The sequence below is a fragment of the Guptibacillus hwajinpoensis genome, assembly GCF_001039475.1.
Taxonomy (GTDB): Bacteria; Bacillota; Bacilli; order Bacillales; family Guptibacillaceae; genus Guptibacillus; species Guptibacillus hwajinpoensis.
On record NZ_LELK01000001.1, the window covers coordinates 858667 to 876965 of the forward strand.

At 40.0% G+C, this 18299-nt stretch carries 22 protein-coding genes; 4 read left to right on the forward strand and 18 right to left on the reverse strand.

Features of this window, described 5'->3' with window-relative positions:
- Window positions 1-115: 115 nt before the first annotated feature.
- From AB986_RS04390 to AB986_RS04400, 3 genes are all read right to left on the reverse strand, one after another.
- A complete protein-coding gene (locus tag AB986_RS04390) occupies window positions 116-1126 on the reverse strand; it encodes a glycoside hydrolase family 15 protein (protein WP_048309651.1) in 1011 nt (336 codons plus the stop codon).
- Between the two features lie 98 nt (window positions 1127-1224).
- Window positions 1225-1482, reverse strand: coding sequence for a YhdB family protein (locus AB986_RS04395; RefSeq protein ID WP_048309652.1), 258 nt, complete (start codon window positions 1480-1482; stop codon window positions 1225-1227).
- An 81-nt stretch (window positions 1483-1563) separates the two neighbouring features.
- Window positions 1564-2424 (reverse strand): CvfB family protein, encoded by an 861-nt coding sequence (locus AB986_RS04400; RefSeq protein WP_053216035.1) that lies wholly within the window; start codon window positions 2422-2424, stop codon window positions 1564-1566.
- A gap of 129 nt (window positions 2425-2553) precedes the next feature.
- Here AB986_RS04400 and AB986_RS04405 point away from each other — a divergent pair, with 129 nt between their 5' ends.
- Entirely contained in the window at window positions 2554-2823 is a 270-nt protein-coding gene (locus AB986_RS04405; protein ID WP_053216036.1) for a DUF2524 family protein, read from the forward strand.
- Window positions 2824-3153: 330 nt separating this feature from the next.
- Here the strand turns inward: AB986_RS04405 and AB986_RS04410 are convergent, their stop codons facing one another.
- The gene (locus tag AB986_RS04410) at window positions 3154-3672 is read right to left on the reverse strand and encodes an acyl-CoA thioesterase (protein WP_048309653.1); all 519 of its coding nucleotides are present in this window, start codon (window positions 3670-3672) and stop codon (window positions 3154-3156) included.
- 15 nt (window positions 3673-3687) lie between these two features.
- The gene (locus AB986_RS04415) at window positions 3688-5376 is read right to left on the reverse strand and encodes a formate--tetrahydrofolate ligase (RefSeq protein ID WP_048309654.1); all 1689 of its coding nucleotides are present in this window, start codon (window positions 5374-5376) and stop codon (window positions 3688-3690) included.
- A gap of 273 nt (window positions 5377-5649) precedes the next feature.
- Here AB986_RS04415 and cspD point away from each other — a divergent pair, with 273 nt between their 5' ends.
- Both cspD and AB986_RS04425 read left to right on the forward strand, forming a co-directional pair.
- Window positions 5650-5850, forward strand: a complete 201-nt coding sequence (gene cspD / locus AB986_RS04420) for a cold-shock protein CspD (protein ID WP_048309655.1) — start codon at window positions 5650-5652, stop codon at window positions 5848-5850.
- A 117-nt stretch (window positions 5851-5967) separates the two neighbouring features.
- Entirely contained in the window at window positions 5968-6216 is a 249-nt protein-coding gene (locus tag AB986_RS04425) for a DUF2564 family protein (RefSeq protein ID WP_048309656.1), read from the forward strand.
- Window positions 6217-6240: 24 nt separating this feature from the next.
- Here the strand turns inward: AB986_RS04425 and AB986_RS04430 are convergent, their stop codons facing one another.
- Together AB986_RS04430 and AB986_RS21450 are read right to left on the reverse strand one after the other, a co-directional pair.
- Window positions 6241-6903: a reverse transcriptase-like protein gene (locus tag AB986_RS04430; protein WP_048309657.1), complete on the reverse strand. Its 663-nt coding sequence runs from the start codon at window positions 6901-6903 to the stop codon at window positions 6241-6243.
- A gap of 14 nt (window positions 6904-6917) precedes the next feature.
- Window positions 6918-7094: a zinc-finger domain-containing protein gene (locus AB986_RS21450; protein ID WP_084006392.1), complete on the reverse strand. Its 177-nt coding sequence runs from the start codon at window positions 7092-7094 to the stop codon at window positions 6918-6920.
- 125 nt (window positions 7095-7219) lie between these two features.
- Here AB986_RS21450 and AB986_RS04435 point away from each other — a divergent pair, with 125 nt between their 5' ends.
- On the forward strand, window positions 7220-7612 hold the full coding sequence (locus tag AB986_RS04435) for a reverse transcriptase-like protein (protein WP_048309658.1): 393 nt from the start codon (window positions 7220-7222) through the stop codon (window positions 7610-7612).
- A 227-nt stretch (window positions 7613-7839) separates the two neighbouring features.
- Here AB986_RS04435 and AB986_RS04440 read toward each other — a convergent pair whose 3' ends face one another.
- From AB986_RS04440 to AB986_RS04485, 11 genes are all read right to left on the reverse strand, one after another.
- The gene (locus AB986_RS04440; RefSeq protein ID WP_048309659.1) at window positions 7840-8718 is read right to left on the reverse strand and encodes a 5'-3' exonuclease; all 879 of its coding nucleotides are present in this window, start codon (window positions 8716-8718) and stop codon (window positions 7840-7842) included.
- A 133-nt stretch (window positions 8719-8851) separates the two neighbouring features.
- A complete protein-coding gene (locus tag AB986_RS22830) occupies window positions 8852-8980 on the reverse strand; it encodes a hypothetical protein (protein WP_269082687.1) in 129 nt (42 codons plus the stop codon).
- A gap of 59 nt (window positions 8981-9039) precedes the next feature.
- Complete coding sequence (locus tag AB986_RS04445) at window positions 9040-9297, reverse strand: IDEAL domain-containing protein (protein ID WP_048309660.1); 258 nt, start codon at window positions 9295-9297, stop codon at window positions 9040-9042.
- 135 nt (window positions 9298-9432) lie between these two features.
- On the reverse strand, window positions 9433-9720 hold the full coding sequence (locus AB986_RS04450; RefSeq protein WP_048309661.1) for a YokU family protein: 288 nt from the start codon (window positions 9718-9720) through the stop codon (window positions 9433-9435).
- Window positions 9717-11126 carry a lysine 2,3-aminomutase gene (gene kamA, locus AB986_RS04455; RefSeq protein ID WP_048309662.1) on the reverse strand — a complete coding sequence of 470 codons (1410 nt, stop codon included), beginning with the start codon at window positions 11124-11126 and terminating at the stop codon, window positions 9717-9719. The genes AB986_RS04450 and kamA overlap by 4 nt, the downstream gene beginning before the upstream one ends.
- Window positions 11127-11306: 180 nt before the next feature.
- Entirely contained in the window at window positions 11307-12701 is a 1395-nt protein-coding gene (locus AB986_RS04460; RefSeq protein WP_048309663.1) for a sigma-54 interaction domain-containing protein, read from the reverse strand.
- A 41-nt stretch (window positions 12702-12742) separates the two neighbouring features.
- On the reverse strand, window positions 12743-13597 hold the full coding sequence (gene ablB, locus AB986_RS04465; protein ID WP_084006393.1) for a putative beta-lysine N-acetyltransferase: 855 nt from the start codon (window positions 13595-13597) through the stop codon (window positions 12743-12745).
- Between the two features lie 620 nt (window positions 13598-14217).
- Window positions 14218-15471 carry a peptidase gene (locus tag AB986_RS04470; protein WP_084006395.1) on the reverse strand — a complete coding sequence of 418 codons (1254 nt, stop codon included), beginning with the start codon at window positions 15469-15471 and terminating at the stop codon, window positions 14218-14220.
- The gene (locus AB986_RS04475) at window positions 15468-16130 is read right to left on the reverse strand and encodes a 3-oxoacid CoA-transferase subunit B (RefSeq protein WP_084006396.1); all 663 of its coding nucleotides are present in this window, start codon (window positions 16128-16130) and stop codon (window positions 15468-15470) included. Before AB986_RS04475 ends, AB986_RS04470 begins: the two co-directional genes overlap by 4 nt.
- Window positions 16100-16792 (reverse strand): CoA transferase subunit A, encoded by a 693-nt coding sequence (locus AB986_RS04480; RefSeq protein WP_269082688.1) that lies wholly within the window; start codon window positions 16790-16792, stop codon window positions 16100-16102. The genes AB986_RS04475 and AB986_RS04480 overlap by 31 nt, the downstream gene beginning before the upstream one ends.
- Window positions 16793-16809: 17 nt before the next feature.
- The gene (locus tag AB986_RS04485; RefSeq protein ID WP_048309666.1) at window positions 16810-18180 is read right to left on the reverse strand and encodes an aspartate aminotransferase family protein; all 1371 of its coding nucleotides are present in this window, start codon (window positions 18178-18180) and stop codon (window positions 16810-16812) included.
- Between the last annotated feature and the right edge of the window lie 119 nt (window positions 18181-18299).

The following is an 18299-nucleotide window of genomic DNA, read 5'->3' on the forward strand; positions in this document are numbered from 1 at the left end:
CGTTGTTTCCTTTTAAAAAATAATTTGTCGAAAGAATAAAGTTTTTTCGTCAAATTTCGAAATTATTTTCATAAAAAAAGGCCTGCGCTATAAAGCGCAGACCTCAAAATTACTCTTAAGATACATTTTCTTGCATTTCATTCATTCTTACCTGAAGTTGGTAAGCCATTGAGATCGACCAGGCAAGGGGCGTGTTCTTGTTAGGAATATCCGTTCCTCCAATATACAATTCAGGAATTTTCCCAGTCTCAGGTGTAATGCTCATTGTCTTAGACCAGTATTCATTCATCTTATCAAGTTCTCCTATTTGTTCGTAACATAAGCCTAACCACGGAAACCCGAAACACCATTCAGCTTCGCTACCTTCATTGTAATACTGATCATCTTCATATCGGATAATGCCTCTTTTACGCTCAAGACGTCCTGTCACACGATCTAGAATTTGGATTGCTTGTTGTCTTGTAACGACATTTAAAGGATAAATTAAGGATAATAGCGATAAATCGGTTTCTTTCGTCTCACTTTCACAAGGAAGAAGTTTATTCAAAGTGTTTGCTCCATTTTCAATCATATATTCTGGAACATCTACAAGTGTTTTAACTGCCTTTAGTCCGGCGACACATGCTCCAACACTTGATGCATGAACTTCAACATTCTCTTCCCACATCCCGTTATCAGGACTTTCCCAGTACTCAAGACATTCTAAATAATTAACAAGCTTTTGAACGATTCTAAGATCGACTTTATCTCTTAGAATTGGTTTCCCGTTAAGAATCCCCTGTCCTATACCGTATAGCATAATCCCAATTGCATCATTTTGCGCATGACCCCACTCAACCGGTATTTCTTCAAGATTTCTCGTGTATCTTGCGTGAATGTATTCATGAAGATATTGTGGCTTTTGTTCTGTATGAATATCTAACTTCCACTCATATTTTCTAAGTAATGAAAGTAGCGCATGATAGGCTTTTTCGTATCTTGTACATTTTGAGTTCAAATATGGCATTACTGCATAACATACATCTCTAATCCAAACGTAATCGTAGTCATCTGAAGTACTTGCTACATATGCGCCATTCGGTAACCGCATACTCTCTAAAACACTGTGCAGCTTATGTTGATTCATATTCCTCACCTGCTCCTTATTTTTTACTACGATTATACCCTTTTCGACAAATCTTAACCTTTTTATTGTACGAAAAAGACTAACCCGAGGAAAAAAGGTCAGTCTAAAGTCTGATTAATCGCAGCAACTTCACCAGTTTCTGGCTCCATTCGATACACGTAATCGATATACGAAAGAAGCTGATCTCTGGCTTCTTTAACTTTAAGGAATTCCGTTTCACGAATAAACGCGTAAACGAAGGTCTCAATTCGCTTGGAAAGAATGTCATCTTGAGTCTTCATCATCAATACACTTAAATCGATACAAGCGCAGTGGTGGGTGTAATAAAGAGCTTTGTCATAGTCAGTAATGTCCAATGACTTGCCCCCTTTCTAGGAGCTTACCTATAGTATCTACATGGTGGCTCCGATAACACGAAGAAAAAGATAACAGTCATATTATGATTTAATGAAGGTCATGCCGTCTTTCTGTTCCACTTGCTTTTCCTTTAACAACTTACCCATTGCTCGCTTAAATGCTGCTTTACTAATATTAAATTCCTTTTTAATTGCTTCAGGATCACTCTTATCTGTAAAAGGCATTTGATTATCTCTTTCCTTCATATACGTTAGAAGGCGGTCAGAGTCCTCAATTCTTGCTTCTTTGACAAGCGGTCGTGTCGATACATTCACTCGACCATCTTCTCGAACAAAAGTTATTCTCATTGTCAGTCGCTGTCCAAGTCTTACCTGCTCTTTCATCTCATCTTTATGAAGATAAGCAAGATAACCTTCACTTGTTAGAATCGACACACCATCTTCTAAAAATCTGAAGACAAGTCCTTCTACTTCTGTATTTTTTGATTCGGCTGGTGCCACAATGGATAGCTCTTGAATTTCTTCAAATTTACTTAAATCAGCAAAAAGACGCTGCTTTTTATCAAGCTTTAATCCACAATACAACTCATCACCAATTGCTGGCCACAAGGCCCAATCGTAAGGAAGATCGTCTTTTGAAAGAAGCATGTCCTTTTGGATGCCAATATCTACGAAGACACCAAGACTGCGCTTGACCTCTACCACTTTAAGAATGGAAAAAGAGTCGAGTGTAACGGTTGGCATTGTTTCTGTTGCAGAAAGTCTGCCCTGATGATCATGATACAAAAATACTTCTACCTCATCATTTTCTTCATATTTATTTTTAGCTTCTTTTTTGTGAAGCATAACATCTTCATAACCATTCGTTAAAAAGTAGCCGTATTCCTGCATACGCGCTACACGTAATTGTGTAATCTCTCCTGCTAGTAATTCACTTGCCAACTTAATTCACGCCTTTCTTTTTACTCGTCTTAGTATATCACTTCATCCGCTTGTTTTTTATCATTTATCATAAAAGTTTTTATGTTGTAAATACTAACATCGACACAAATCGAAAAGGAGTCGTGAACGATGTCTACTTACCGTAAAGTCGAAGAAATGTTAAAACATGCACATGAACTTGTAGAATTTGCTGATGAACAGCTACAGCTTGCAACAAAGCAGCAACCAGCTGTGTCAGATAAAGGGTACACCGAAACTCAACAGCTGCTTGAACGTATGTCTGTAGAGCTTGATAAAATGATTCATAGTGCGAATCCTGAACAGCGTGATGCGTTATCACGAGCACAACAGCAAGTTCAGGATTGCCAAAATGACTTTATATTAGGATTTGATACTTAAGATCTGCTGTTAGCAGATCTTTTTCTGTTGTATTGGATGCTTTCCTAGGAATTATTGCTTTAAAAGTGGTTAATTCCCGCTCTAATATGCTCGGTTCTTAATAAAAGGCTCTTTTCTAAAAGATTGTTGCTTTTGAAATAATTATTGAATAAGAAACCATACTTAGCTAATTGGAGCGGAAGGATGCTCGACTCCTGCGGGACTAGCGGGACAGGTGAGACCCCGCAGGAGCGTTAGCGACGAGGAGGCTCACCGCCCGCCCCGCGGAAAGCGAGCATCCTGGAGCGGAAATGAATCCACTCTTTCAGCAACAATGCCTACCAAAAGAGCCTAAGAAAAAGAGCCAAACTCGCTCGCCATCTTCTCAGAGTTCTTTCTCCTTGCTTTTCTTGCAATCATTCGCTCATAACCGCCGTCGTGAACGTATTTCTCTTCTTTTGTTTCTGGAATTGCTTCAGGTACTTTAGAAGGCTTGCCGTCTTCATTCAATGCGACAAAGGTTAGAAAGGATGTTGCACAAACTTTCTTTTTGCCTGTTAACACATTTTCTGCAACTATTTTCACGAAGACTTCCATTGACGTATTGTGTGTCCAGCTAACATACGATTCAAGACTTACTACTTCACCTTCTCTAATTGGACTGAGAAAATCAATGGAATCAGCGGAAGCAGTAACAACAGCTGATCGTGCGTGCTTTGATGCTGTAATCGCAGCAATGTCGTCAATGTAAGCCATGAGCTTTCCACCAAATAATGTACCGTGAGTATTAGTATCTGACGGTAAGACAAAGCTTGATTTTGTTGTTCTTGATGCACGGATTAGTTTTTTGGGTAACGCTGTGTCTGACATGTCTACTTCCTCTTTCTAGAAAAGCCCGATTGCTGTTCCATCTTCAGAAACATCCATATTGAGGGCTGCTGGTTTTTTTGGTAATCCAGGCATGGTCATCACATTTCCTGTGAGAGCCACGATAAAGCCTGCTCCAATTGAAGGTCTAAATTCTCTTATTGTAATCGTAAATCCTGACGGCCTACCAAGTAAAGCAGGATCATCGGATAAGGAATATTGCGTTTTTGCCATACAAACCGGAAGATGACTCCAACCGTTCAAATCAAATTCCTTTAATTGCTTTAATGCTTTTGGAGAGAATTCCACGTCATCTGCACCATATATTTCAGTTGCAATCGTTTGAATTTTTTCTTCAATCGGCATGTCAAGCTCATAGATAGGCTTAAAGGTATTTTCTTTCGTCTTGATCTCATCAAGAAGGGTTTTTGCAAGGTCTATCCCACCTTTTCCTCCTTTTGCCCACACGTCTGTTAATGCAACAGGTATATTATTCTCTTCGCACCAATTAAGAAGCTTATTAACTTCAAGATCAGAGTCAGTAACGAATCGATTGATTGCGACAACGAATGGCACACCATATTTTTGGATTGATGCAACGTGGTGCTCAAGATTCGCTAGTCCTTTCTCAAGTGCAGAAACATTCTCATCTTTCAACTGATCTTTCGGAACACCACCATGCATTTTAAGCGCTCGTATCGTTGCTACAATAACAGTTGCAGCAGGATCAATATCCCCAGCTCTTGTTTTGATATCAAAAAATTTCTCTGCGCCAAGATCTGCTCCAAACCCAGCTTCAGTCACAACATAATCAGAGAGCTTTTGAGCCATTTTAGTAGCAGCAACGCTGTTACAGCCATGTGCAATGTTGGCGAATGGGCCACCATGAATAAGGGCTGGCGTATTCTCAAGTGTCTGAACAAGGTTAGGGTTTAAAGCATCTTTTAGAAGTAATGTTATTGCACCCTGCACACCAATATCTGAAACCGTAATCGGTTCTTTCACTGAATTATAGCCAATAACAATTGATGAAATCCTTCTTTTTAAATCAGTTAAATCAGAAGCCAGACAAAGGATAGCCATAATTTCAGAAGCTACCGTAATATCAAATCCATCTTCTCGAGGCACACCTTGAGTCGGTCCTCCTAGTCCCACTATCACTTGACGTAAAGCTCGATCATTTAAATCGACTACCCGCTTCCATGTGATTCTGCGTGTATCAAAACCAACTTCATTTCCTTGATGGATATGGTTATCGATTAAAGCGGATAAAGCATTATGGGCAGAAGTAATTGCATGAAGATCACCAGTAAAATGCAAATTAATATCTTCCATCGGCATGACTTGTGAGTACCCGCCACCTGCTGCGCCACCCTTAATGCCCATACTCGGACCAAGGGAAGGTTCTCTCATTGCCACAATCGCTTTTTTGCCGATTCGGTTTAGAGCTTGAGCCAACCCTACAGTTACGGTACTTTTTCCTTCACCTGCAGGAGTGGGATTAATAGCAGTTACAAGTATGACTTTGCCTGATGGATTATCATTTAAACGCTTCATTGTATTTAATGAGATTTTTGCTTTATAGTGTCCAAATGGCTCCCACTCATCCTCGTATAGACCTAGATTTTGCGCAATATCTTTAATTCGTTTCATCTCTGTTGATTGAGCAATTTCTATATCACTTTTAATTTTTAATTCTGATTTCATAAAACCCCTCCATGCACTCAGATATGTATTCCATTTTCCATCTTACCCAAGTTTATTCCGTTCGTTAAGGATTATCTACAAAATTGAGCACATCCTTGACAATTACGTTATGATTCGGTATAGTTAAATTAACCATTTATCACATAGGATATTTAATTGTTGATCTTATTTGTGTGGATATATGTACAGTTAAGTTCATCAGTAACAATATCTTTTGAATGGTTGAAATTTTAAGTGCACAAGAATTGTGCTAAGCTTTTAGGAGGAACAAACATGCAAAACGGTAAAGTAAAATGGTTTAATGCAGAAAAAGGATTCGGTTTCATCGAAATCGAAGGTGCTGAAGACGTATTCGTACACTTCTCAGCAATCAATGACGAAGGTTTCAAAACACTTGAAGAAGGCCAAGACGTTTCTTTCGAAATCGTTGAAGGAAATCGCGGACCTCAAGCTGCTAACGTAAACAAACTCTAATATATAAATGAGCTAAAGAAGCAGATGAATTCATCTGCTTCTTTTTTTGTTTCATTCGTTTAATGATAACAACGTTAGGTCATACTATTCCTGAATGATTTGTAAAGGTGGGATCGTATGTCAGAACCATATTCTGATCTTCAACAGATTGAAATGTCAATTAAGTCTGCTCAGCACCTTGTTGGGCAAGCGACAAAAAGCATGAATGGTAATCAGTTAAAAGCAGCACAAGATGCAATCAATCAGGCAAAAGAGCAATTTCAGCAAGCACTTTCACACAAAACAGGAACAAACGAACAGTTTTATGAATTCTCAAGTGAACTCATTGAGAAATGCGAGACTCAACTAAGAGAAGCAAACGAATAAAAGAAGCAGCTCCTGCTGCTTCTTTTATTCGTTATCCAATTCAATTGAACTGCTTATTTCAGTCCCCTTCATTGCCTGTACCGCTAAACGATGAGCCTCTTTGTTCTCATCCCTCGCAATATGTTTATACACTGGCTGAAGTCTTAGATCCCGTAAGGCTTCCTCGATACGGTCCATCCACCTATTCAAAAGCGGCTCGTATACTGCCCACTGTCCTGATAGCTGATTAATTACAACTTGTGAATCACCTTTAATGGTAATTTCAGTATCTTCTACATCAATCGTTTTCACTTCTTGTAGTCCAACCCATAACGCCGCATATTCTGCTTCATTATTGTTCTCAAGATAATCCATTGCTCTATTAACTCGAATTCGCTTTCTTTTTCTACCTTCATAAAAATAAATAACAGCACCGCACCCAGATTGTTTCGTCTCTTTATCAAAACTTCCATCAAATATGACTTCAATAGAAGCTGGACGTTCTTGCTTTTTGGTTGTAAATGTTTCGAGCTCCTTGAGCGACCATTTTGTTCCACGATCATCAAGAAAGTAAAGATCTATGGATCGTCCCGTTTTTGCAATATCACGTGCAAGAAGCATAGCTTCGTTTGACCCCATTTCATCAGAAGTCATCCATGACTGTATACCACGTGGCGTTTTATACTTCCATTTCACTATGACAATCATGCCTTCTCCACTCCCTACGTTAGATGTTTCCCTAACTGCTTCAATTCGTCTCCTACCGTGCATTCTGTTATACAAAAGCGTTGAGCATGACATTTACCATAGTCGTGCTGATTGACACGCTTTAATAAGCAATCTTGACAATATGTATCAAGAATTAACCCTAACTCCATCATAACTTCTTTCTTTTTCATACTTTTCACTCCTAAGCACAATCCCTTCTTTACAGGTTTCTCCTTTTACCTTAAATGTATGTCTTCTCTAGTAGAACATGATTATGATAAAATGAATCACGACTAGCCGCCAGGGAGGAATACACGTGATTGAAGTATATGTAGACGGAGCAAGCGCAGGTAATCCTGGACCTTCTGGAGCCGGTGTGTTTATTAAAGCTGAAGGCAATCTCATCCGCTCATCCATGCCCCTTGGAATGTTAACAAACCATGAAGCTGAATTTGAAGCGCTTATTCATGCACTTACACTTTGTAACGAACATAACTTTAGAACACTATCCATTCGTACAGACTCTCAACTCGTAAGTAGTGCAGTCGATAACCGCTATGTAAAAAACAAAGTATATCAGCCTTATTTAACTAGGTCGCTTGCGTTAGTTGACCAATTTGACTTATGTTTTATTAAATGGATTCCAAGTTCCAAAAATAAAAATGCAGATGAGCTAGCACGAAAAGCCATACAGCTAAATACTGCTTAAAAAAGCGACAGCGCCTTTCTACAAAGGCGCTGTTTTTGAATAGCAAACCTCATTTATAACAACAATCTGATCGTAAGGCTTTTACTAAAGGCTATTTTCGTATACATTGTTGCTATAAGCGTGGGTTCATTTCCGCTTCAGGATACTCAAGCGTCCCGCCCTGCGGAAAGCGAGAATCCTGGAGCTAAAATTCCCGAGCTATTGCAGCCTTTCAAAAAAGAATTGTTTCACATTCGAATCCTCAGCCCCAATAAATCAAGTTCGTTCTTTAACTTGTCGTAATCAAGATCAAGCTTACTATCTTCAAATGAATGATTTTCGAGATGAGGAATTGCACGTTCAATTGTAACGAGCTGATGACTCAATTTCGCCAACTCTTCCCCTGCAATTAATTTTTTATGATAACGATTAAATCTGCTATCGAGTGTTTCGATGTTCTCATACACGCCTCTAACAGATCCATATTGTTGAATAAGAGGTAACGCCGCTTTATCACCGACTCCTGCTACACCTGGAATATTATCACTCTTATCACCTAGTAATGCTTTTACATCAATCCACTGATCAGGAGTTATACCATATTCTAATTTAAAATCTTCTTCGGTATATACCCTATCCCCTTCTTTTCGAATCGCAATGATTTGTGAAACGGAAGGATTCAACAATTGAAGTAGATCGCGATCATTACTATAGATGAAACAATCACCATTACCCTCATTTGTCCATCTGTGCGAGAGGGTTCCCATCACATCATCCGCTTCAAAGCCTTCTACGGACATTTGGGGTATTCCGGTTGCGTGAAACAAATTGACTGCCGTTTCATACTGTTGAATTAGAGCTGATGGCAAATCCTGCCTTGTCCCTTTATACTCTTCGTAAATTTCTTTCCGCTTCGTTTCATTCCTTTTGACATCCCAAGTCACAACCATATGGCTCGGCTCGTACTCTTTAACAAGTGAGATTATTTTTTGAAGTTTCACTCGTAGAGCATTTGTAAAGAGGCCTTCTTCCGTTTTCGTTAATTCTTCCTCTGTCTTTCCATATGCTGTTGCAAAATAACCTCTGCTCAATAAATTGAAACCATCAATAAGAATTAATCGGCTCATTGTTTTTTCTTCCTTTCGTTCATCCAATATCTTTTGTAATGGTAACATAAACGAGGAATGAACGCTTATTGGTCAGAGAAAACATTGCCATTCATAGAAAAGAAGAAGCCTTCGTATGAAGGCTTCTTCTTTTCTATTTCTCTGGGTTCTTAAGTTTTTCAGCTTCTACCTCTGCATATGATGGGAAATTCTGTTTGTCTTTCATTTGTTTGGCATTGTTATTGCGCTGGGCATTCGGATTGCCCTTTTTCTGTCGACCCATTGTGACACTCCTTTATCATTACTTCTCTATTAGTTTGTGTCAATTAGGTCTTATTCTATTCAGTCAAAATGAAGCTCTTGTTTGTATGAGCGTAGGAACGCGACATACTGTTCTGATGCTTCCTTAAATGCTTTCTCATCTCTTTGGTCGAGAGCCTGATCAATAGTTTGCTGATGACGTTCTTCTTGGAAAGTAAACACGGCTTCATCAAGGATCAACTGGGCGTACAATTCCAATTCAAACGTTTCTTGTTCTTGTTTCTTTTTCATTGCACGTTGTTTCATATTATCTTTATAAGACTTGTGATGATTGTTCATGTTAGCTCTCCCCCCTCTTGAAGCTCTTTTTTATATTATACGAGGGAATCGTCAAAATATCAATATTTTTCAGAATATTCCGATATAATTTTTTCCGTTGGTCATTTTTGCCTCTATCACGGTACTTAGAGAGCTCTAAAGTGGGTATCGATCAATATCAAAGTAGTTTTTCTTAAGAAGTCGTTCCTGATTCATTAATTCTTTATACGTAAACGTTGCAGAAAGCTTTGATGTGTCGATAAGCATAAGCTGCTCCTCTACATCACCTACCAATTCATCCGTTTGGTAGCACATTCCACAATAAACACATTGAATTGATGGTAACTCATTAATCTCTACAGCTCTCGTTCCATCTGGTAGCTCCCAGTATCCTTTATCAAGCGTTTCGAACGCCCCTTCTTGATCACACCATTTGCACTTCATTCACTTACCTCCCCTTTTTCTCCTTCCTTGTATTTGCTCTGTTCAGCATTAAATTTCTTTTCTTTCATTTGATCTCGTTTATCTCTTCTGTCTTTTAGAGAACTATGTTCGGCATCTTTCTCATATTGTGATCTACGATTTAATCGTTGAAGACCCTCAGGTACAAGATTAAACCGCTCATCTTTCATTAAAGAGTGAATTCCAATGGCTGGTTTTTTCTCTATTTTATAAACATCGTTAAAATAGGTATCAGCTGTACCTGGAGTATAATTCTCTGGTTCAGGATATGAAGTGATCACACCTTCAAAGTTTCGTAAAATAACTTTATCTGCGCTCTGGGAGATCATGTAATTAGGCTGCAGAGCTATCTTGCCGCCACCACCAGGTGCATCTACAACAAAAGTCGGAACGGCATACCCTGACGTATGACCTCTAAGTCCCTCAATTATCTCCAATCCTTTTGAAACTGGTGCTCTGAAATGCCCGATTCCTTCTGATAAATCACACTGATAAATATAATAAGGTCTTACTCTTATTTTAACGAGGTCATGCATTAGCTTCTTCATAATCGTCACGCTATCATTGATACCTGCAAGAATAACCGCTTGATTACCAACTGGAACACCTGCATCAGCAAGCATTTCACAAGCTTTCTTTGATTCTTCCGTAATCTCTATACTTGTATTGAAATGCGTATTTAACCAGACAGGGTGATACTTCTTTAGAATATTACACAAATCTTCAGTGATCCGTTGGGGAAATACGACGGGCGCCCTTGTTCCAATTCGGATGATTTCAACATGTGGGATTGCACGCAGATTTTTGAGTACGTATTCAAGTATTTTATCGTTAATTAATAAGCCGTCTCCTCCAGAAATAAGAACATCTCTTACATCAGGTGTATTCGCAATATAGTTAATCGCATCATCTAGCTGCTTTTTCGGTACACCCATTCCTATCTGGCCCGAGAAACGCCTCCTTGTACAGTAACGACAGTACATAGAGCATTGATTTGTGACAAGGAAAAGAACACGATCTGGATACCGGTGTGTTAGTCCCGGTACAGGAGAATCTTCATCTTCATGTAATGGGTCTTCAAGGTCATATTTTGTTTTGTGCATTTCCTGCGATATTGGTACAGATTGCATACGAATTGGACAACGTGGATCATCGGGATTCATGAGAGAAGCATAGTAAGGTGTGATGTTTAAGGGAATCGTTTTGGTAGCAATCTTAACACCCGCTTCTTCATCAGGAGTTAAATCCACTACTTTTTTAAGATCATCAAGGGTACGAATTGTATTTGTTAATTGCCAAATCCAATCATTCCACTGTTCTTCCGTTACATCCTTCCAAATCTCAATGTCCTTCCAATGTCGAGCTGGCTTATAAAGTTGCATAAGCATGAAGCATTCCCCCTTCAAATAATCTACTTACATACTATGCAAGTTTAATGCCAGCTCCATTAATTCTTTTGGATGTTTTCTAGGACATTGCGGCTATAAGAGTCGTGGTTACTCCAATGTGATCAAAATCTTCAAAAAAAAGGATCCGATAGCCGTTAATAAAAAACGAAGCAGTGCCCACTATTCGGCACTGCTTCGTTTTGGTAACTTAGCTAATTTATATTGTAACGTTTGTCTTGGAATACAAAGTTGCTTGGCGGCTTTTTTCACATTTCCCTCACTGGCGATCATCGCTCGTTCAATGATTCTTCTTTCAGTTTTCTTCAGTGTTTCTCTCAGTGGTTCTATTGACTTGTTCATTACCACTTCGTTTGTTTGAGGCTGTAGCATAGGGAAATCTTTCATACTTAACATTTCGCCATCTGCAAAATTCATTGCCGACTGTATCACATGTTCGAGCTCCCTTACATTCCCTTGCCAATTACGTTCATATAAGTAGTCAGCTGCATCATCACGAATCATCTTAACCTTCTTATGGAACTTGCGGTTGTATTTATCAATAAAGTGATCAATTAACTGTGGGATATCCTGTCTTCGGGCACGAAGAGGTGGGATCCTCAAGTAAATGACATTTAATCGATAGAATAAATCAACACGTAATCTTTTTGCTTGAAGTGCTACTTCTGGTTCTTCATTAATTGCAGCGATAATTCTAACATCCACTTTTCTTGTTTTAACAGCACCGACTCTTCTAATTACTCCATCCTCAAGAACACGAAGAAGCTTTGCCTGTACATCAATTGGCATCGAATTTACTTCATCTAGAAAAAGCGTTCCACCATCAGCCAGCTCAAATAACCCTTCACGCTCTTCTGCGCCCGTGAAACTACCTTTCGTTGTTCCAAATAATATTGACTCAAGGATAGTTGCTGGTAAGGCTGCACAGTTCTGTGCAATAAATGGTCCTGATCTGTTCGAAGCATTATGAATAGATTGTACAATCAGCTCTTTACCTGTGCCGGTCTCTCCATAAACAAGAACAGGTGAATGGAGTTCTGCTGCTTTTCTAGCCCTTGCTTTCACACTCAAAAACGTCTCATCGTTCGTTAAAATGTCATCAAATGTATATGTTGTTCCGTTATCAAATTCTCTGATGGATTTTTTATTAATCTTCGCTTGTAACTCCATCACTTTGTCAGAAAGTGTTTTGATTCGGGAGATGTCTCTCGCTATTTCAACAGCACCTTCAAGCTCACCATTCACTACAATAGGAAGTGTTGTATTAACTGTAGAAATAAAATGCCCCTTAACGTTCTGGTATGTTTGATCTTTATTGAAAATTGCTTTCCTGGTCGCCATTACATGGGATAATGTGCTTGTCTCCTTTGACAGAGATGGAAACGCTTCTAAATAATGCTTTCCAAGAACTTCTTCGACTTGTAACCCATCGTGTCTTGCTGCAATTTCATTGTAATAGATCGTTATGCCTTTGTTGTCTACAACATGGATGCCTTCATCGATACTTTCTAGAATAGCCTTAAACATTCCATCCGTGATTGAAATGTTTTCGTTCATAGTTAGCTCCTTTTTGCCGAATTTTCATCACTAGGTGCCTATTATTCGGCACCACACGTCAGCGACTTACTCCAAAGGTTCATGTTTTCCCAGTCTTGATAAATCCTTACATTATTTATAAGCCGCCCACCATAGTCATAGTTAAGATGATGAAACACTGCATTCATTCCAAATGAAAGGCTTCTTGCGATCGAGTAGGCATAATAAATTTCCTCGTTAAGTAATCTCTTCTCAAGTTCGGTGATTAAGTGGCGCATCGTACCTCCTTTACGATAATTAGGAAGTGTTGCACAGTCCGTTATTTCTGCATTGTTATACTTTCGATTCATCTCTGCTGAAGCAGCACTAATGATGCGCCCATTCTTTTCTAACACGTGAAAAATAGTATCCTCATTCATTACTTTACGAATGTAAGCAGGTTCATCCATTGGCGTCGGATAAACAGCAAACACTTCATTATACAATTCTGCTAAAGCAACTGCGTCACTTTCACGACCAGGTCGCATAAGCGGTTTTCCGTTTAATTCGGAACATGTTTTCGTTAATACACCTTCTAGGATAAGATCTTCATCCTTCCAGGTCTGACTGTTTCTTCGCCAGTTGTCTCGGTACTTTGTCATCACGTGCGCATCGACTCCACAGAAATAATGTCGAATTATTCCTTCGTAAGATAGACCAAAAGATAGAAGCCTGGTTACATCTCCTTCTTTTGCTATGATAATGCATTTTGTATACTCTTCTGTAAATAAGGAGTGGATATGACTGATCATCGCTTTAATATTACCTGTATATTCATCAATTCGTATACGTTCATTGAATCGATCATGCGTACAGGAAAAGGAATAATCGCCCCCTTTATAAACGCTTGAAACAGCCTTACTTCGCTCTTGACTCACTTAATGGCCCTCCTTCGTTTTCCTGTTATACAAATTGCTTCTCCTTTTCTAATTGAAATCCTTCATAATGAAACGCTGTTTTCGTAAACATTGTTGCTTTTGTTATAAGAGTAGTAGTTGATTTGCGCTCCAATGTGAAATGGGGTTCTCTATAGAAAAACCTTTAGAATAACAATTTTTTAAAAGGCTATGTTAATGGACAGTGTTGATTTTTGGCTCATTTACGCCCTGTGGTGACCAATCGCTTCGAGCAAATTTATTTGCTCAGACGATTTGGTCACCACAGGGCGACCTTTCAGCAGAGCTGAAAGGCGAGTGAAAATGAGGTTTCACTCGAATGAGCCAAAAATCGAGAAATCAACAATAAGAGCTAACATAACTTTTCTAAAAGATTATTGCTGTTGAAACATTTTCTAAAAACAAACTTAGGATTGGAGCGGAAGGATGCTCGACTCCTGCGGGACTAGCGGGACAGGTGAGACCCCGCAGGAGCGTTAGCGACGAGGAGGCTTACCGCCCGCCCCGCGGNCGGAAAGCGACTGGAGCGGAAATTAACCAGCTATGTCAACAATGTCTACTAAAAGAGTCTTTTGAAAGGAGGGGAATAAAAAAAGAACGGTTTATCCGCTCTTTTGATGACACCAATCTATGATAATATGGACAAACAATTCTGCTGCTAGCATCATTTGATCGATTGCAATATATTCATTTGCGAAATGAGCAACCGAGGTTTCTCCTGGTCCAAACACAATTGAAGGCGTCTTACCTACTTCATTAAGAAGACCTCCATCTGTCCCCCATGGTGATGCCTCAATTGTTAACTCTTCTCCTGTCATTCGACTATAGTGCTCACCAATAATACCAACTAGTGGATGATCTTCTGCAACTTCCCCCGGAAGCCATCTTGCACCAAACCATTCGAGTGATACGGGATGATCTTTTAGCCAAGAATCATTAATATCTTTTAGAGCATGAGTCATTTCCTCTTTCGCATCGTCCATGGATTCCCCTGGTATGACACCCATTCTCCCCTCGATGGTTACAAGATCTGGAACGGAAGAAGGCCAGTCACCACCAGATATTTTGCCAATATTAATCGGAACAGGAATTGGGATGTTGCTATACAAAGGATCCTTGATACGTTTATTTCTTAACTTCTCTAGGTTCTGAATCGCTTGTATGATTGCGACACTTTTTTCAAGAGCTGAGATGCCTTCGTATCTCGTTCCACCATGTGCAGCGCGACCTGTAATTGTTACTCTAAACCACATCGATCCCTGTTGCTTTGGAAACACCTTCATTTTCGTTGGCTCTGGAATAAGCGCAGCGTCTGCACGGTAGCCTCTTTGAATAGTAGCGAGCGTCCCAGTCCCTCCGCTTTCTTCCTCTACAACACTCTCAAAAATAAGGTCTCCTTTAAGCGTAATCCCGAGCTCTTTTAGACATTTTAATGCCAGAAGCATCGACGTGTTACCACCTTTCATATCGGTAGCGCCTCGTCCATAAACACGTCCATCTTTCACTTGACCACTATAAGGGTCTTCATTCCAATCTTCTCGGTTTCCAGGGGGAACAACATCAACATGTCCATTCAGGATTAAAGAGCGGCCGCCCCCACTCCCTTTAAGCACACCTACGATATTTGGACTTTCCGTAAAGTCGGTTCTATTCGCACAAAAAGCCGGATGGTTTATTGTATCTTCTGAAGGAATAAAGCGATCAACAGTTAATTCTAGATGTAGAAGCTCTTTTTCAACAATATTTTGTACAGTCGATTCATTGCCTTGAACACTATCACATCGAACAAGACGTTGAAGTAATTCGATTCCGTAGTCCCTGTTCTCGTTCATCCAACTACTAATCTTATCCTTCACGAAGTGCCCCTCCCTACAAGTTCTATATTAAGCTTAGCTTCGGTCGAATCGATCACGTCTTCAATTGAGAAACCAGGCATAACTTCAATAAGAAACAATTCACCATTTTTGATTCTCATTACTGCCCTTTCAGTAATAATCATATGGGCTCCTTCTTTGACCGTTAACGGTAAAGAACATTCCTTGAGAATTTTGGGAATTCCTTCTTTCGTTGTATGGCTCATAAGAACGATTACTTTCTTCGCTTTCTGAGCGAGATCAATCGCTCCCCCCATACCAGGAACACGCTTACCTGGAACTATCCAGTTCGCAATGTCACCTCGACCATTTACCTCAAGTGCCCCTAATATTGTCAGATCAAGGTGCCCTCTCCTCACCATGCCGAACGCTTCTGCACTATCAAAAAATGATGCACCAGTGTTAATGGTTACAGGATAACCTCCAGCATTAGAAAGGTTTCCATCCTCTTTGCCAGGAGCTGGACTTCCTCCCATTCCAAGTATGCCGTTCTCGGTATGAAGCATCACATCAAGTGCTGGAGGAATAAAATCCGCTACAAGGGTTGGAATTCCTATTCCAAGATTAACCATCATGCCATATGTTACTTCCTGCGCTGCGCGCTTTGCGATCAGCCTTCTCGTTTCAGCTCCCATACCCACTTCCAGTCCACCCCCTTGCTTTCAATTACATAATCAACGAAAACACCCTGAGTAATAATTTCCTCAGGGTTCAATGCCCCCGCTTCAACTAGCTCAACTGTTTCTGCAATCGTAATGTCTCCTGCAGCTGCGACAAGAGGATTTGTATTCCGTGCGCTTTGATCATAGATTAAATTGCCATATGGATCAGCCTGTTTACAAGCTATGATAGAAAGATCAGCGGTTAGAGCAGGCTCGATCATATATTCCTTACCATTAACAACCACCTTCTCCTTTCCTTCTTCCACAGACGTCCCAAGACCAACATCTACCAGGATCCCACCTAGCCCCATTCCTCCTGCACGTATTTTCTCTGCAAGCGTTCCTTGTGGAAAGAACTGTACTTCTAGTTCACCATTATGCATTTGCTTACCAGCTTCAGGATTAGATCCGATATGAGAAGCAATGAGCTTAGAAATTCTTTTCTCCGTGACTAGCTTGCCTGGCCCAATCCACGGAAAACCGGCATCATTACAAATTAATGTTAAATTCGTAACGCCAGAATCAATAATCCAATCAATAGTGGTAGGAGGTGAACCAACCCCACCAAATCCACCACACATAATTGTCATACCATCATATAGGATGTCTAGATTTGAAAGTCTACTTTTTTTACTTCTCACTAATGGACTCCCCCTCATCAGCTAATTGATCTTGTTTCATATAGTCCTTCAGTCGCAAGTTCAGAAACAAGTTCTGTAAGCCCCTTATTCAATTTATCGAGAAGAATTTGCACCTCATGCTCTTGAATAATTAGTGGAGGTGCTACAATCACAGCATCGCCTGCCACACCATTTAAACCACCAGCTGCTGTGTAAACAAGCAATCCTTCTTCATAGCATTTTCGGATAAATCGATTGGTTACTTCATTCTGAAGAGGGAAGGGTTCCTTTGTTAACGGATCTTGAACAAATTCGATCGCAGTTAACAGACCTCGACCCCTCACATCACCGATAATAGGATAAATAGACTTTAGGTTTTCTAATCCCCTTAATAGAATTGCACCACTCTTTTCAGCATTCTCAACAACATTATGTTTTTTAATATAATTAAAAACAGCTAGACAGATGGAAGCTGAGAGTGGATTTGCACTAAACGTATGCCCACTTAGAACGATTTTGGACCCCCGTTCAATTGTTTGTATGATGCGATCACTTACAAGCGTAGCGGCCATAGGTGTGTACCCAGCGCTCATCCCTTTCCCTAATGCGAGAATGTCTGGTACAACGCCCCAATGCTCCATCGCGTACATTTTGCCCGTTCTTCCTATCCCCGTCATGACTTCATCTGCAATAAACAAAATATCGTAGCGATTACAAACCGCTTTCATTTCCTTGAAATAGGTTTCCGGGGGGACAACAGCGCCACCTGCAGCTCCAACGATCGGTTCACAAACAAAAGCTGCAATCGTATCCGCTCCAAGTCGCTGAACTTCCCTCTCAAACTCTAGCGCGTATTGTTTTGAACAGTTAGGACAATGGTCTTTAAACGTACACCGGTAACAGTACGGTGGAGAAAGAGTTGGATATTGTTCAAGCATAGCAGTGAAGCGGCTTCTTCTAATCACATGTCCAGACATGGAGAGCGCTCCCATTGTAATTCCGTGATAACTCATCCATCTTGATATGACTTTGTTCTTCGTTGGCCTCCCCAGTTCCTGCCAGTATTGAATCGCTATTTTCAAAGCGGTTTCCATCGCTTCAGACCCGCTATTTACAAAAAACACCCAGTCGAGATCTCCAGGAGCTGACTGAGCTAAGCGCTCTGCAAGTTCTTCAGCAGATGAACTGGTGAATTGAGAACGATAAACAAAAGAAACTTGATTCGCCTGATTGACCATGGCTTCCGTAATTTCTGATACCCCATGACCGATATTCGCTGTTACAGCACCTGAACAACCATCAAGAAATGAGTTCCCCTCTTCATCGTATAAATAAATACCTTTTCCATGAGAAATGACGCCATAATCCATACCGAGCAGCGGTTTAATTAAGTGGGTTCTCTTGTTCATTCAGAACTTCACCTCACTATTATTGTGTATAGTTATAGCTTATGTTGAAAAAGGTGAAAATTCTATTCCACACTATCTACAAAAAATTCTGACTTTGTTGTACGATTTGGATAAGAGGA

What these genes read in the sequence shown, in the direction of transcription:
- AB986_RS04460 (WP_048309663.1), bottom strand. Translation starts at nt 12,701, where the DNA reads ATGAACGAAAACATTTCAATCACGGATGGAATGTTTAAGGCTATTCTA.
- kamA (WP_048309662.1), bottom strand. Translation starts at nt 11,126, where the DNA reads ATGCTTATGCAACTTTATAAGCCAGCTCGACATTGGAAGGACATTGAG.
- AB986_RS04430 (WP_048309657.1), bottom strand. Translation starts at nt 6,903, where the DNA reads ATGATTGTCATAGTGAAATGGAAGTATAAAACGCCACGTGGTATACAG.
- AB986_RS04415 (WP_048309654.1), bottom strand. Translation starts at nt 5,376, where the DNA reads ATGAAATCAGAATTAAAAATTAAAAGTGATATAGAAATTGCTCAATCA.
- AB986_RS04485 (WP_048309666.1), bottom strand. Translation starts at nt 18,180, where the DNA reads ATGAACAAGAGAACCCACTTAATTAAACCGCTGCTCGGTATGGATTAT.
- AB986_RS22830 (WP_269082687.1), bottom strand. Translation starts at nt 8,980, where the DNA reads ATGGGTCGACAGAAAAAGGGCAATCCGAATGCCCAGCGCAATAACAAT.
- AB986_RS04440 (WP_048309659.1), bottom strand. Translation starts at nt 8,718, where the DNA reads ATGAGCCGATTAATTCTTATTGATGGTTTCAATTTATTGAGCAGAGGT.
- AB986_RS04450 (WP_048309661.1), bottom strand. Translation starts at nt 9,720, where the DNA reads ATGAAGTGCAAATGGTGTGATCAAGAAGGGGCGTTCGAAACGCTTGAT.
- cspD (WP_048309655.1), top strand. Translation starts at nt 5,650, where the DNA reads ATGCAAAACGGTAAAGTAAAATGGTTTAATGCAGAAAAAGGATTCGGT.
- AB986_RS04405 (WP_053216036.1), top strand. Translation starts at nt 2,554, where the DNA reads ATGTCTACTTACCGTAAAGTCGAAGAAATGTTAAAACATGCACATGAA.
- AB986_RS04410 (WP_048309653.1), bottom strand. Translation starts at nt 3,672, where the DNA reads ATGTCAGACACAGCGTTACCCAAAAAACTAATCCGTGCATCAAGAACA.
- AB986_RS04425 (WP_048309656.1), top strand. Translation starts at nt 5,968, where the DNA reads ATGTCAGAACCATATTCTGATCTTCAACAGATTGAAATGTCAATTAAG.
- AB986_RS04390 (WP_048309651.1), bottom strand. Translation starts at nt 1,126, where the DNA reads ATGAATCAACATAAGCTGCACAGTGTTTTAGAGAGTATGCGGTTACCG.
- AB986_RS04445 (WP_048309660.1), bottom strand. Translation starts at nt 9,297, where the DNA reads ATGAACAATCATCACAAGTCTTATAAAGATAATATGAAACAACGTGCA.
- AB986_RS21450 (WP_084006392.1), bottom strand. Translation starts at nt 7,094, where the DNA reads ATGAAAAAGAAAGAAGTTATGATGGAGTTAGGGTTAATTCTTGATACA.